15 protein-coding genes are annotated in these 14,459 nt (G+C 56.2%); all 15 read left to right on the plus strand.

Features of this window, described 5'->3' with window-relative positions; genetic code table 11:
• Positions 1–256: 256 nt before the first annotated feature.
• On the plus strand, positions 257–460 hold the full coding sequence (locus J7382_RS14455; RefSeq protein WP_209069750.1) for a hypothetical protein: 204 nt from the start codon (positions 257–259) through the stop codon (positions 458–460).
• Positions 461–728: 268 nt separating this feature from the next.
• Positions 729–1,598, plus strand: coding sequence for a Flp pilus assembly protein CpaB (gene cpaB, locus J7382_RS14460; RefSeq protein ID WP_209069751.1), 870 nt, complete (start codon positions 729–731; stop codon positions 1,596–1,598).
• Positions 1,599–1,841: 243 nt separating this feature from the next.
• Positions 1,842–3,242, plus strand: coding sequence for a type II and III secretion system protein family protein (locus tag J7382_RS14465; RefSeq protein WP_209069752.1), 1,401 nt, complete (start codon positions 1,842–1,844; stop codon positions 3,240–3,242).
• Positions 3,243–3,292: 50 nt separating this feature from the next.
• Positions 3,293–3,913, plus strand: coding sequence for an OmpA family protein (locus J7382_RS14470; RefSeq protein WP_247745042.1), 621 nt, complete (start codon positions 3,293–3,295; stop codon positions 3,911–3,913).
• 280 nt (positions 3,914–4,193) lie between these two features.
• Entirely contained in the window at positions 4,194–5,432 is a 1,239-nt protein-coding gene (locus J7382_RS14475) for an AAA family ATPase (RefSeq protein WP_209069754.1), read from the plus strand.
• 15 nt (positions 5,433–5,447) lie between these two features.
• Positions 5,448–6,914 carry a CpaF family protein gene (locus tag J7382_RS14480; RefSeq protein ID WP_209069755.1) on the plus strand — a complete coding sequence of 489 codons (1,467 nt, stop codon included), beginning with the start codon at positions 5,448–5,450 and terminating at the stop codon, positions 6,912–6,914.
• A gap of 5 nt (positions 6,915–6,919) precedes the next feature.
• Positions 6,920–7,888, plus strand: a complete 969-nt coding sequence (locus J7382_RS14485; protein ID WP_209069756.1) for a type II secretion system F family protein — start codon at positions 6,920–6,922, stop codon at positions 7,886–7,888.
• A gap of 11 nt (positions 7,889–7,899) precedes the next feature.
• Positions 7,900–8,874 carry a type II secretion system F family protein gene (locus J7382_RS14490; protein WP_209069757.1) on the plus strand — a complete coding sequence of 325 codons (975 nt, stop codon included), beginning with the start codon at positions 7,900–7,902 and terminating at the stop codon, positions 8,872–8,874.
• 29 nt (positions 8,875–8,903) lie between these two features.
• Positions 8,904–9,467: a tetratricopeptide repeat protein gene (locus J7382_RS14495; RefSeq protein ID WP_209069758.1), complete on the plus strand. Its 564-nt coding sequence runs from the start codon at positions 8,904–8,906 to the stop codon at positions 9,465–9,467.
• A gap of 30 nt (positions 9,468–9,497) precedes the next feature.
• Positions 9,498–10,346 carry a tetratricopeptide repeat protein gene (locus tag J7382_RS14500; RefSeq protein ID WP_058239514.1) on the plus strand — a complete coding sequence of 283 codons (849 nt, stop codon included), beginning with the start codon at positions 9,498–9,500 and terminating at the stop codon, positions 10,344–10,346.
• Positions 10,347–10,372: 26 nt separating this feature from the next.
• Entirely contained in the window at positions 10,373–10,906 is a 534-nt protein-coding gene (locus J7382_RS14505; RefSeq protein ID WP_209069759.1) for a prepilin peptidase, read from the plus strand.
• Positions 10,907–11,029: 123 nt separating this feature from the next.
• Complete coding sequence (locus J7382_RS14510; RefSeq protein ID WP_209069760.1) at positions 11,030–12,337, plus strand: ATPase; 1,308 nt, start codon at positions 11,030–11,032, stop codon at positions 12,335–12,337.
• Between the two features lie 65 nt (positions 12,338–12,402).
• Positions 12,403–12,663 (plus strand): membrane protein insertion efficiency factor YidD, encoded by a 261-nt coding sequence (gene yidD / locus J7382_RS14515; protein ID WP_209069761.1) that lies wholly within the window; start codon positions 12,403–12,405, stop codon positions 12,661–12,663.
• 91 nt (positions 12,664–12,754) lie between these two features.
• The gene (locus tag J7382_RS14520) at positions 12,755–13,258 is read left to right on the plus strand and encodes a hypothetical protein (RefSeq protein ID WP_247745037.1); all 504 of its coding nucleotides are present in this window, start codon (positions 12,755–12,757) and stop codon (positions 13,256–13,258) included.
• Between the two features lie 323 nt (positions 13,259–13,581).
• Positions 13,582–14,451, plus strand: a complete 870-nt coding sequence (gene ttcA / locus J7382_RS14525) for a tRNA 2-thiocytidine(32) synthetase TtcA (RefSeq protein ID WP_209069762.1) — start codon at positions 13,582–13,584, stop codon at positions 14,449–14,451.
• Positions 14,452–14,459: the final 8 nt, after the last annotated feature.

Raw genomic sequence — 14,459 nt, forward strand, 5'->3', positions numbered from 1 at the left:
TAACTGTTGACTGGGTTGTTCTGACCGCAGCCGTGGTTGGCCTCGCAGTGGCAGCATTCACCGCCATCGAAACATCCACCTCCACGCTGACAGGCCAAGCGGCTGGCGCGCTCAACGGTGCAGACGCGGCAACCGACACAATCACTCCTGGCGCAGCGGCTGACAGCTAAGTCAGGCCTTCTACGACATGAGGGCGCATCTGCGCCCTCTTTCACTTAACTGGGGGATGTCCTCCTATCGGAGACGAGAGGCTGCCATGAAATTTTCTCTTTCCACATTCCGTCGTGAAGAATCCGGCGCAGTTACTGTTGACTGGGTTGTGCTGACCGCGGCTGTGGTGGGGCTGGCCATCGCTGCCTTTGCTGCCATCGAAGCCGTCACAGATGAACCTGTGCGTGCTGCTGCTGTGGTGCTCAATGATGCCGATGCTGCAACCGACGCGGTTGTTGTCCCGCAATAGTCACCACGAGCGCGGGCCTGAGATCAGGCCACCAAATCTGAACGCGATACCGGCGCCCGATCAGGAGCGCCTGTATCAATTTTCTGACATGCTGCGCGGCCTCAATACGGGAGCAATGTGGACGGAAGCCGGTTTGGATCTAAAAGCCACGAAAGCTGCTCTATCCCACCCCGAAGTTGCCACATTCCGGGACAAGACTGTCAGATGACCCATTCTCGGCGCGGGTACACCGCCCAACGGCCGGGAACACAAACACGAGGTAGAACCGATGCGTGCTATATTCGCTGCCGTTTTGTTGATCGGACTGGGGATCGCAGGATTCGCGGTCTACATGGCGCAGAACTACATCAAAGAACTGGACCGTCAGGCTGAGATGGCGCGCAAGAATGCGCCCCCCGCGGTTGATCTGGTTGATGGTTTCATCGTTGCGCGTCAAATGAAATTTGGCGAAAAGCTCGCCATCAAAGACGTGCGCCGCGTGAAATGGCCCAAAGCAGCCGTGGTGGACGGCATGTTCACCGACGCCGAGGTGTTGTTCCCGGATGGGGACAACCAACAGCGCGTGATCCTGCGCACCATGGAAAAAGGCGAAGTTCTGATTGCCGCCAAACTGACCGAACCCGGCCAGGAAGCAGGCATTCGCTCGCGCCTTAAGGAAGGTGAGCGCGCCTTCACCATCAAAGTGGACGTGACCAGCGGCGTTTCTGGCCTGCTGCGCCCCGGGGATCGTGTCGACGTATACTGGACGGGTCGTGCAGACAACGACCGCTCTGGCCGTGGTGACTTCACCAAACTGATCCAGCCCAATGTAAAGCTGATCGCGGTGGACCAATCCGTGAATGAAGAGATGAAAGGCGGCGGCATCGCTCGCACCGTGACCGTGGCGGTCACATCAGAAGAAGTCCCCTCCCTGAACTTCGCCCAAAGCTCTGGCCGCCTGTCCCTGTCATTGGTCGGCGCGGGGGATGACACCGTCGCGGAAGTGATCGAAGTGGATCAAAAATCCCTGCTGGGTCTGCAGGAAGAGGCGCAGCCGGTCGCCCGTGAAATCGTGCAAGTCGCACCGGAACGGGTCTGCACCATCAAGAACCGCAAGGCGGGCCAAGTGATCGAAATCCCGATCCCCTGTACCAACTAAGACTGCGTCACGCAGCGGTTCACAACATCGTTTTTCGAAAGGCGCCCGCATCTCGGGCGCCTTTATTTTATGAGAAAACCCGGCATCCGCCGCAGACGAAATGTGGCTCTACCTCCACAGACTGCGACTTCAAAACACCGCTGAAACCATTGATTCTTGCAATAATTCGCCAATTGGCGCACAGTACAAAAAAACTGTGGGCGAAAGATCCACGAACTGAGGCGTGATCGAGAGGCAGGTCACATGACTATGAAAAGACTGTTTGGGGCGGCCCTGCTGGGTATCGCCATTGGGATTATGCCATTCGTGGCGACCCCAAGTAACGCGGAAACGCTGCGCGTTGTGCGCAGTGGTACGTCTTCCACACTGGGGGTTCCAATGAACCGCGCCGTGGTCGTGGAAAGTGATGTGCCCTTTGCGGAGCTTTCCATCGCCAACCCGGCGATTGCGGATATTTCCTCTCTGTCGGACCGCACGATATACGTGCTCGGGAAATCGCCCGGCCTGACAACACTGACCTTGCTGGACGCAACCGGCAAGTTGATCACCAACGTGGAAGTGCGCGTGGCTCCGGATCTGAGTGAATTCAAGGAACGACTTCAGCAGATCCTTCCAAATGAAAAAATTGAGATCCGCTCCGCCAATGACGGTATCGTCATGTCCGGCACTGTTTCCTCGGCTCAGAAGCTACAACGCGCTCTGGATCTGGCGGAACGCTATGCGCCGGAGCGCGTGTCCAACCTGATGGTGGTTGGCGGCGTGCAGCAGGTGACGCTCAAGGTGCGCTTTGCTGAGATGCAGCGCAGCGTATCCAAAGCGCTGACAACCGACTTCAACATCACAAACAATGACGACATCACTCTGCGTACCGGGATTTTCAATCAGCGTCCCAATGATGACGGCACACGCAATCTTGATCCCAACTCACGCGGCGCAGGTTTTTTCAATCTCAGCGCTGGTGCGTTTGAGATCAACCTTCTGCTGCAGGCGCTGGAAACCAAAGGTGTCGTGCGCACGTTGGCAGAGCCGAACCTGACAGCACTGTCAGGTCAGGAAGCCAAATTCCTGGCAGGTGGGGAATATCCTATTCCGGTGGCGCAGGAAGAAGGCACCATTTCTGTGGAATTCAAACCCTTCGGTGTGGAGTTGAACTTCATTCCACGGGTGATTGATGGCGATCTGATCAACCTTGAACTGGCCACCGCCGTGTCCGCTTTGGACACCGCAAATGGTTTTTCTGACGGCACATTGAACATCGCCGCCTTCAGCCGCCGTGAAACCTCTACCACGGTGGAGCTGCGCGACGGTGAGAGCTTTGCCATTTCCGGCCTGCTTCAGGATGACTTTCTCGACAACAACTCCCAAGTGCCCTGGCTCGGCGACGTGCCGGTGCTTGGCACGCTCTTCCGCAGTGCCGATTATGAACGGTCTCAGTCGGAATTGGTGGTGATCGTCACCGCGCATCTGGTCACGCCGACACGTGGTGAGGCGCTGGCTCTGCCAACTGATCGTGTCAAACTGCCCACAGAGCAGGAACTCTTCCTGCTGGGTCACACGACCGGCAACGTGAAAAAACAGCGCGGTGCCGCTGGTGAAGTCGCAAAACACGATTTCTCCGGCTCTTACGGCTATGTGATGGACTGAGGAAGGGCAGAGATATGTTCAAAAAACTTGCCGCCCTCGCCCTCCTGCTCATGAGCGCCTGCTCTGATGGAGACAACAGCGCGCTGCCCTCATGGGTGCGTGAGGCTGGCTCTGTTGTGGATCCGGGTACATATGGCGAGGCGACGTCCAACAATCTCGGGCTTCAGAATGGCGACCGCACCTATGTGCTGAGCCTTGCCACGCGGTTTGCCGAAGAAGTGCCAACCATGGTGAACTTTGGCTTTGACAGCGCGACGCTGGATCAGGAGGCCCGCGCCATCCTGCGTCAGCAGGCCATCTGGATCAATCAGTTCCCGGAAGTGCGCTTTAAAGTCTATGGCCATACGGATGCTGTTGGTTCAAACGCCTATAATAAGTCCTTGGGACTACGCCGCGCACGTGCTGTTGTGGCCTATCTGACAACGCAAGGCGTGGAGCGCAATCGCCTTGAAGCAGTGGTGTCGCTCGGCAAATCCCAGCCGCTGGTTGTGACACAAGGGCGGGAGCGCAAGAATCGCCGTACCGTCACAGAGGTGACAGGCTTCGTAGACAACCACCCCAATATTTTGGACGGCAAATACGCCGCCGTAGTGTACCGCGAATATGTCTCCAGTGCCGTGCCAACCGCATCCATCAGCGGATTGTCGATCAGCGGCGACAGCGGCGGATAAAACCACGCAGCTACAATCACTTAAACAAAGCCGGCCCTTGGGTCGGCTTTTTTCATGCCGTGGAAACGATCGCCGCAAGGACGCAGGATCGTCGCACAATTCCGCACAATTTCGGCTTTTTGGCCCCAATGTTGCCCCAGTTGAGGGAGATGTTCGGAGCTGAGGCAAACTGTGCCCTCTGACATGAGGGGCAGATATGGGGACAAACCCGGCCTCACTGAGGTGGGCACCTCTTCAAAACAACGCGCTGAGTATGCGCAAGAGTAACTAGAGGCTGAATATGGGTAGCGAAGCGCTGCAGGCAGATCAAAGTCAAATCCTGGCATGTACCGTGTGCCGCGATGTGCAGAATTTTGAGCTGTTGATTGTCGACATGGAAGAGGCACTCGGAGAGCAATGGGGCGATCTGGGGCTGGAAGACGCTGTGCCGTTTATGGAGCAACCCGACGCCGAACATCTGGAATTTATCGCCCTTGCCATTGATGACATGGATGAGGATGCGCTTGATGATCTCACAGAAATCATCACCGAAGCCCGCAATCGCAACATCCGCACACTTCTGATTGCCGAGGATGTGACGCCAGCCTCCCTGCACCATCTACTGCGCAATGGGGCCGATGAGTTCATCCCCTACCCGCTGCCACCCGGAGAGTTGCAGGCGGCCATTGAAAAAATCCGCATCCGCGCCAATACGCCTGAGCCGTCTAAGGCTCCACAGGTGAAACTTGCCGCCAATGAAGAATCCCGCGAAGGCGTGGTGATCGCCGTACATGGTCTGGCCGGAGGCACAGGGGCCACAACCCTTGCCACCAATCTGGGCTGGGAACTGGCCACAATTTCAAAAACACCACCCAGCGTCTGCCTGCTGGATCTGGATCTGCAATTTGGCACCATGTCGACATATCTCGACCTGCCGCGCCCGGAGTCGGTGTTTGAATTGATCACAGATACAGAAAGCATGGACAGCGAAAGCTTTGGTCAAGCGCTGCAGACCTATGAAGAGAAACTGCATGTGCTGACCGCGCCCTCTGATATCATCCCGCTGGATCTGATTGGTCCAGAGGATGTGGAACGCGTGATCGAAATGGCGCGCAAACACTATGACTATGTGATCGTCGATATGCCATCAACGCTGGTGCAATGGTCCGAAGTGGTGCTGCAGGCCGCTCATGTCTATTTTGCGACGATGGAAATCGACATGCGCTCTGCGCAGAATGCCATGCGGCTCAAGCGCGCGCTGCAGGCCGAAGACCTTCCGTTTGAAAAGCTGCGCTATGTCATGAACCGCGCGCCAAAATTCACCGATCTGGCGGGCAAAAGCCGCGTCAAACGTCTGGCGGAAAGCCTGAGCATTGGCATTGACCTGCATCTGCCTGATGGCGGCAAACAGGTTTTGCAAGCCGCAGACCACGGACAACCCCTGGCCGTTGCCGCCGCGAAAAACCCGCTGCGCAAAGAGATCGCCAAACTCGCCAACAGCCTTCACGCGTTGGATCAATCTGACGACAAAGCCGCCTGAGGAGGGACCTAGCGCATGTTTTCACGCTATAAAAAAGCCGATGCCAAACCCGGTCCTGCGGTGGCTCAAAAAGCTGCGGAGGCGGCACCAAAGCCCACCGCCAAACCGACACCAGCTCCCAGCACCCCTGCCCCTGAGGCAAAGCGCGTCATGCGGCGCCCCGCGCCCAAAGCTGCGGCCGAAGCCGTGGCAGGCGACAAGGAACGCCGTCGCAAGGAACGCCTGGGGGAGATCAAACTTGAGCTGCACCGCGAGCTGCTGGACAATCTAAACCTGGCTGCACTGGACAAAGCATCTGAACGGGAACTGCGCACCGAGATAACGGCCATTGCCAGCGAAGTCTTGCAGGACAAGGCCATTGTGCTGAACCGGGAAGAACGCACCACGATCTTCCAAGAACTCTATGATGAGGTCACCGGGCTCGGTCCGCTGGAAACTCTACTTCAGGATGAAACGGTCAACGATATTCTGGTGAACGGGCCCAAGCAGATTTTTGTGGAACGTGCCGGTAAGTTGGAACTGACCGACATCGTGTTCAAAGACGAAAAGCACCTGCTGCGGATCATCGACAAGATCGTTTCCGCCGTTGGGCGTCGGGTGGATGAATCCAACCCCTATGTGGACGCCCGTTTGGCGGATGGTTCGCGTTTCAACGCCATGGTCTCGCCGATTGCGGTGGATGGTTCGCTGGTGTCCATTCGTAAATTTAAAAAAGACAAGCTTGGCATTGACGATCTTGTGCGGTTTGGCGCGTTTTCTGAGGAAATGGCTGCCTATCTTCAGGCCGCTGTAGCCACGCGCCTCAATGTGATTGTGTCAGGTGGTACAGGTTCAGGTAAGACCACCACGCTCAACGCGCTGAGCTCTTTCATCGACAACGCCGAACGCATTCTTACAATTGAGGATACGGCGGAACTTCAGCTGCAACAGACCCACGTGGGCCGGATGGAAAGCCGCCCGCCAAATGTGGAGGGCAAAGGCGAGGTTTCCCCACGCGACTGTCTGAAAAACGCCCTACGGATGCGCCCGGATCGCATCATCGTGGGCGAGACCCGTGGCGAAGAGGTGATCGACATGTTGCAAGCCATGAACACCGGCCACGACGGCTCGATGACCACGATACACGCCAACAACGCGCGCGATGGTATCTCCCGTCTGGAAAACATGATTGCCATGGCCGGGATTGAAATGCCGATCAAAGCGGTCCGCAGTCAGATTTCCTCGGCTGTGAACCTGATTGTTCAGGCCTCCCGCCTTCAGGATGGCTCCCGCCGCATGACCTCCATCACCGAGATCACCGGTATGGAAGGGGATGTGATCTCCATGCAGGAAATCTTCCGCTTTCAACGCACCGGCCTGACGCCGGAAAACAAGATCATTGGCCACTTCACGGCCACTGGCGTGCGGTCGCACTTCTCAGAGCGTTTCCGCCTCTGGGGCTATGATCTTCCGCCAGAAATCTACGAACCGTCTGCGGGGTAACAGACATGCCATTCTCACCCGAACTCATCGTCTATGGTCTTATCTTTGTTGGCGTCTTCGTGCTTGTGGAAGGCGTCTATCTGACCGTTTTTGGCAAATCCATCAGCCTCAACAGCCGTGTGAACCGCCGCCTTGAGATGCTAGACAAAGGGGCCAAACGCGAAGAAGTCCTTGAACAGCTCCGCAAAGAGATGAAGCAGCATGGCGAAAACCGTGGCATTCCGCTTTATTCCATGCTGGCGGAAAAGGCACAGAAAGCCGCCATTGCCTTCACACCTCAGCAGTTGATCATGATCATGATCGCCGTCTCTGTGTTTGCCTTTGTCGGGCTGACGGTTGGCACACAGACCGGCACGATCACCCGCGCAGCCATTGCCATTATGATGGGTGTGGGCGGCGTCTACACATGGGTCTCCATGAAAGCGGGCAAACGCATTGCCATGATAGAAGAGCAATTGCCGGATGCCATTGAACTGATGGTGCGCTCGCTGCGCGTTGGCCACCCTTTCTCTTCGGCTATTCAGATCGTTTCCAAAGAGATTGACGATCCTCTTGCCTCGGAATTTGGCATGATTGCCGATGAAGCCGCCTACGGTCGCGATTTGGGGGAAGCGCTCAAGGATATGGCCGAACGGCTGGACATGCAGGATTTGCGCTTCCTGTCTGTGGCGGTGACTATCCAGCAGCAATCCGGCGGCAACCTGGCCGAAATTCTGGCCGGTCTGTCCAAGGTGATCCGCGCCCGCTTCCGCCTGTTCCGCCGCGTTAAAGCGATCACGGCAGAGGCCAAATGGTCAGGCAAATTCCTGTCCGCCTTCCCGGTTCTCGCTCTGATCGTGATCAACGTGATGGACCCTAACTATTATGACGACGTCAAAGACCATTGGCTCTACATCCCCGGCTGTATTGCCGTTGGCATGTTCCTGGGACTGAACCTGATCGTCATGAAAATTTTGACCAACATCAAGGTCTGAGGAGACACGCCATGACCACGATGCAAGCCATCAATCAGATGTTGACCGACATGCTTGGCCCGCAAGGCCCATTGCTCGCGGTTCTGGTTCTGGGCGGCTTCTTTGCCCTGTTGATTTTCGCGATCATGGTCGCCCGTCAGGATGACCCGATCGAAAAGCTCAAACGCAGCCAGTCGAACAACAGCTCCAAGAAGAAAGACCAGCAGGACAAGCTGCGCCGCAAAGCTGCCAATGCCAAGCTGGACAAATACAAAGCCTTTCTGGAACCCCAAACCGAAGAGGAACTGAGCTCTGTACGGCTCAAACTGATGCAGGCGGGCTATCCCTCCCGCGATGCGGTGCGCGCGTATCACCTTGCGCAGATGGTGCTTGGTGTTGGGCTTCTGATCCTTGGTGTGAGCTATTTCATCTTCGTCAAGCAGACCCCGGACTCCACCACTTCCGACATGCTGATGTGGACATTGGGCCCCGGTGCAGCAGGCTATTTCATGCCCAAATACTGGGTCACCCGCCGCGTGGAAGAGCGCAAGCAGGAGATCACCGCAGGTTTCCCTGACAGCCTTGATATGATGCTTGTCTGCGTAGAGGCCGGGCAATCACTGGACCAATCCATTGTACGTGTGGCCGCCGAACTGCGGGCCTCCTACCCGGCTCTGGCGCAGGAATTTGAGATCGTTGCGCAGGAAATGAAGGCCGGTAAGGACAAATCGCAAGTGCTCAACGATATGGGCGAACGCTGTGGCGTGCAGGATGTGTCCTCTTTCACAACCGTTCTGATCCAATCTGCCACCTTTGGTACCTCCATCGCCGAAGCCCTGCGGGTCTATGCGGGGGAAATGCGTGACAAACGTGTGATGCGCGCGGAAGAGGCGGCAAACAAGTTGCCAACAAAGATGACTTTGGCCACTATGGCTTTGACTGTGCCGCCGCTGTTGATCATTCTGGTCAGCCCGTCTGTGATTGGGATCACTTCGCTCGGCCAGTGAGGCAAAAACGAGCAATAAGCGACCCTTTCATGACACGTTTGCGGGCCTATGCCCTCACAAGCTGCATCTTTTGTCTGGCCGCCTGTACCACAGGCGGCTCTGACCTCTCCAAGGGCAGCCCCTATGCCCCAGATGTGGACAGATCCGCCGCAGCGGTAGACGGTGTGCTGGTGGGATGGCGCCTCATGGAGGCGGGCGAATATGAGCTCGCGATGGATGCCTTCATTCGCGCCGGCGTGGAACAGGGGCGCACGCCAGAAATTTTGGCTGCGGTGGGCACCGTCAATCTGGCCATGGGACGGCTGGGACAGGCTGAGGACAAACTTCGCGAAGCCCTGAAAGCCGACGACAGTCAGGCCGAAACCTGGAACAATCTCGGCGTTGTTCTCATGGAGAAAGGGGAATTCCCCGAGGCCCAACAAATCCTGCGCAAAGCCTATGCGCTGGACAATGGCGAAAGTGACGCAATCCGTGATAATTTACGCTTAGCACTCGCAAATTCAGTTCAGCCCGGCTATGGTGACCAAAAATCACAAGAATATAAGTTGGTACGGCGGGGCAGCAGCGACTACCTCATTAAGCCAACACCTTAATTGAGAGCTAGAGCAGCAAAGGACGCAAACATGCGCCATTTTGTGTTGGGGACAATCTGTTTGGCCGGGCTGGTTACGATGACCGCCTGCTCAGATAAGACTGACGAAAGCGTAGAGCGCGCCATTCAAGACGTGAATGCCGTGGATGAATCCAACCTGTCAGATGTGATGCTGACTGTGGCGGATCCCAATGAAGGCATTTCATACTTTCAGCGCACGTTGAAAAATAATCCGGATCGCATTGATATTCAGCGCGGTCTGGCAATTTCCTATGTGCGGGCCAAACGCTACACCGAAGCGGTCCCGGCATGGTCTCGCGTGACCAAGCATAAGGAAAGCACCGCAAACGATCTGGTGGATCTGGCAGATTCCCAAATTCGCGCTGGCCAATGGGATGCGGCAGAGAAGACGCTGGACAGCATTCCGCCGACCCATGAAACCTTCAAGCGCTACCGGCTTGAGGCGATGATCGCGGACAGCAACAAAGAGTGGAACCGCGCCGACAGTTTCTATGAGATTGCCGTGGGTCTCACCACCCGCCCGGCAGGTGTGATGAACAACTGGGGCTATTCCAAGCTGACCCGCGGCGAATACGCCGAAGCGGAACGGCTGTTTGGCGAAGCCATCCGACAGGACAGCACGTTGTTCACCGCCAAGAACAATATGGTTCTGGCCCGTGGGGCGCAGCGCAAATACACGCTTCCGGTGATCCCCATGGTTCAGACTGAGCGGGCACAGCTTCTGCATACGCTGGCGCTTTCTGCAATCAAACAAGGGGATACAGAGACCGGCAAAGTGCTCCTGCGCGAAGCCGTGGAAACCCACCCTCAGCATTTCGAAGCCGCTGTACGCGCATTGGATGCTCTGGAAAATTCCTGAACCACGCGCTTGATAAGGGGCCACCCATGCAGGTTTCCGCAACTTTTGCCCTGTGGTCGCTGATCTTTGCGCTGCCGCTCTGTGTCTACATCTTCTGGATGGACATGAAGCACAAGAGGATCAGCAACCTGTCGGTCTGGGCCCTTTTCGCGGTCTTTGTTGCCGTAGGTTTACTCACGCTGCCACTCACAGAGTTTGCCTGGCGGTTTGCCAATTATGCTGTTGTTTTTGCAGTGTTGATCCTGATGTGGATGCTGCGTCAGGTGGGGGCGGGTGATGTGAAAATGGCGGCTGTTGCGGCCCTGTTTGTCTCCGTAGCAGACGCACGCGCTATGTTGTTCATCACTTTCGGATCTATCCTTGCCGCCACCGTCGCAACGCTGATCGTGCGCAACAGCCCCCTGCGACGTCTTGCACCGGATTGGGCCGCTTGGCGCATCAAAGCCTCTGAAAATGACATCAATGTTGGAACCGGGGATCAGATGACCCTGCCCATGGGCACGGGCATTGGCCTCGCACTTTGCACCTACCTCGTGCTGGGCACGCTCTACGGGATCTAACAGCAAGCTTCACCTTCATGGCGCGAAGCAGCCCCAAAACCGCCACCTTTTGAGTGTCTACCCCATAGAAACGGAGTGGAACGACCGGGGCCTGTGCACGCCCCCTTCAGGAGAGTTGCGTTCATGAACATGCAGACCGCCAATGTGACAGCCCCACCAGCCCCCAAACGGCTTGAGGACATGCAACTTCCTGTTGTCATGATGCGGGACATCCTGCTGAAAACCATTTTCCGCAAAAATGTGGATATGGTGAGTGACATTGCCAAAGCCGTTTGCCTCCCACTCGCGGTCACACAACAGATCGTGGATATGGCACGAGAGCAGAAACTGCTTGAGGCCACGGGCACACTCAATGCCAACAGTGGCAATGAAATGGGCTATCAGCTCACCGATGCGGGCAAATCCCGCGCGCAGGATGCGCTGGCACAATCAGAGTATTTTGGTGCCATGCCGGTACCACTCTCGGTCTACCGGGAGCAGGTCAAACGCCAGTCCATTCGCAATATCCAGATCACCCGCGACCAGTTGACCAATGCCATGGGGCATCTGATCCTCCCCCCTGACCTGCTCGACCAGCTTGGCCCAGCGGTGGGATCTGGCCGCTCCATTCTCATGTATGGCCCCCCCGGCAACGGGAAATCCTCAATTTCAAACGGCATTCGTGACGCGATGGGCGACAAGGTCTATGTGCCCCACGCCATTGAATATGCCGGTCAGGTGATCACCGTTTACGATCCCATTGTACACTCCGCCGCAGAGGCGGATGAGCAGGATATGAACAGCCTGCGCCGCACCGCCCGTTTTGACAGCCGCTATGTGAAATGTGATCGCCCCACGGTGATCACCGGGGGGGAACTCTCCCTCAACATGCTGGATCTGGTGTATAATCCCACCGCGCGCACCTATCAGGCACCGCTGCAGCTCAAATCCACCGGTGGTATCTTCATCGTGGACGATTTGGGCCGTCAGGAGGAGCCGCCGCAGGCACTCGTCAACCGCTGGATTGTGCCGCTGGAGGAAAGCAAAGACATCCTCGCCCTGCAATCTGGTGAAAAATTTGAGGTGCCGTTTGACACTCTCGTGATTTTTTCAACCAACTTTCACCCCAATGAGATTTTCGACCAGGCCGCGCTGCGCCGGATCTTTTACAAGATCAAAATTGATGGCCCGAGTCAGGAAAACTTCCTCAAGATCTTCGCGCTTGTGGCTAAGAAAAAGGGGCTGCCACTGAATGAGGCCGCGCTCATTCACCTGCTGAAAGAAAAATATCCGACCATCAACAACGTCTACGCCAATTATCAACCGGTCTTTTTGATCGATCAGATCATTTCGATCTGCGAGTTCGAAGGCATTCCCTATCAGATGCGTCCGGATCTGATCGACCGCGCGTGGGCCAATATGTTTGTCAAAGACGAGCACATCGTGAAGTAAAGGCCACAGCGCCCTGAGACAAAGCGCCCCTTCCCTTGTGCTGCCCTGCGCCATAGATGTTGCTCATGTCACCTCTCGCCCATATCGCCGCGCTACCGGTACGCGCCTATCGCTTGCTGTTCAGCCCTTGGGTCGGTCATAATTGTCGCTATCAGCCCACCTGCTCTGCATATGCGCTGGAAGCGCTTGAAAAACATGGCGCCGTCAAGGGCAGCTGGCTGACCATACGCCGGATTGGGCGCTGCCATCCTTTTGGTGGCAGTGGATATGATCCCGTTCCCCCAAAACACGATGAAAGCGACAGCGGGTCACGGCCGCAGGTTTGAGCAAGTCCACGCGCATTTCCCGCATAGGTTTCTGGACAGTGTAGCGTCTCAACACTAACCTGCGGTCATCGTTTTGTTTTGGAGCATTCCCATGCGTTCTTCTCGTTTCCTTGCCCTGTCTCTCTCCCTGTCCCTCGGTGCCACTGCGGCCATGGCCGAAAAGTTCGTCGGTTACGGCGCCATCGAAGGATGGAATGTCTATATCGACACTGAAAAGAACTCCTGCATGGTGGAAACCAAGGATGACTTCGACAACGTCATTCAGATGGGTCTGACGGATGATCGCGGCATTGCCTACATTGGCGTATTCACCAAAGAAGACACCAACGTGCGCACCGGCAAAAAATCCGGCGTGGCGCTGCTGATTGGCGATGAAATCTACGTCGGCGAAGCCACCGGCATGCGTGGCAACATCACAAAGGGCTATAGCGGGGGCTATGTGCTGACCGATAATCCCAAGGTTTTCGAAGATATCAGCCGCTCCTACACCATGACAGTCTTCCCCGAAGAAGAATATGCCTTCACCGTTGATCTGAGCGGCACCGCCAAGGCGCTCGATCTGGCGCGTAAATGCAATCAGGAACAGCTGCAGTAATACCTGCGTCGTGTTATCCAATTAGACAGGAACGCCCGTGGCTCTGCCATGGGCGTTTTGCGTTCTGGCTTGGTTGCTATGTGTCCGTTGCATGCCTGCCTTGATGAGGCTGGGACAGTTTGACCATCAGACGCAGCAGAAGGTGTGAATTTTCGTGGCATCTGTGACTTCTCTGGCACAGAACGACGAGAAAAAGACCATTAGAATCAATCGCACAGCAGAAACCTCGCTTTTTCAAAACCAAGTCTTGCGACCCTGCGTAAACCTGTGGATATCCTTGGGGGTAGATTGACCTTTGCGAAGCACTCTGCGTAAGGCACGGCATGCTAGACGATTTGAACGATATTCACCCGCTGTTTCACGACGCACCCTCTTCTGCGAACTTCAAGAAGTTGCGCAAAAGAATCGTGCGCCAAACGCGCGAAGCGATTGAGCAATACGGGATGATTGAGCGGGGCGCCAAATGGCTTGTCTGCCTCTCCGGCGGCAAAGACTCCTATACGCTGCTTGCGGTGCTGCACGAGTTGAAATGGCGTGGGCTGCTGCCGGTAGAGCTTTTGGCCTGCAATCTGGATCAGGGGCAGCCGAATTTCCCCGCCACGGTCCTGCCGGAGTTTCTTGAGCGCATGCAGGTGCCCCACCGGGTGGAGTATCAGGACACCTACTCCATCGTGAAAGACAAAGTGCCCGCCGGGCGCACCTATTGCGCGCTTTGCTCACGTTTGCGCCGCGGCAATCTCTATCGCATCGCCCGAGAAGAAGGCTGCAGTGCGGTTGTGCTGGGTCATCACCGGGACGACATTCTGGAAACCTTCTTTATGAATCTTTTCCACGGCGGGCGCTTGGCGACCATGCCACCAAAATTGGTAAACGAAGAAGGCGATCTTTTTGTGTATCGGCCACTGGCGCATGTCGCCGAAGAGGACTGCGAAAAGTTCGCCAAGGCAATGAACTATCCCATTATCCCCTGCGATCTTTGCGGCTCTCAGGATGGCCTTCAACGTCAGCAAGTCAAACAAATACTGGACCAATGGGAGGCCAACAGCCCGGGACGTCGTCAGGTGATGTTCAAGGCACTTACCAACATTCGCCCCAGCCACATGATGGACCCGAAGCTGTTCGATTTTGCCGGTCTCATACGAGATCCGGTAAAATTTGAGCAAGAGACCGACGGTATTCCGCAGCTGCGTTAACGGATCAC

This window comes from Shimia sp. R11_0, assembly GCF_017744035.1.
GTDB classification, from domain to species: Bacteria; Pseudomonadota; Alphaproteobacteria; order Rhodobacterales; family Rhodobacteraceae; genus Shimia; species Shimia marina.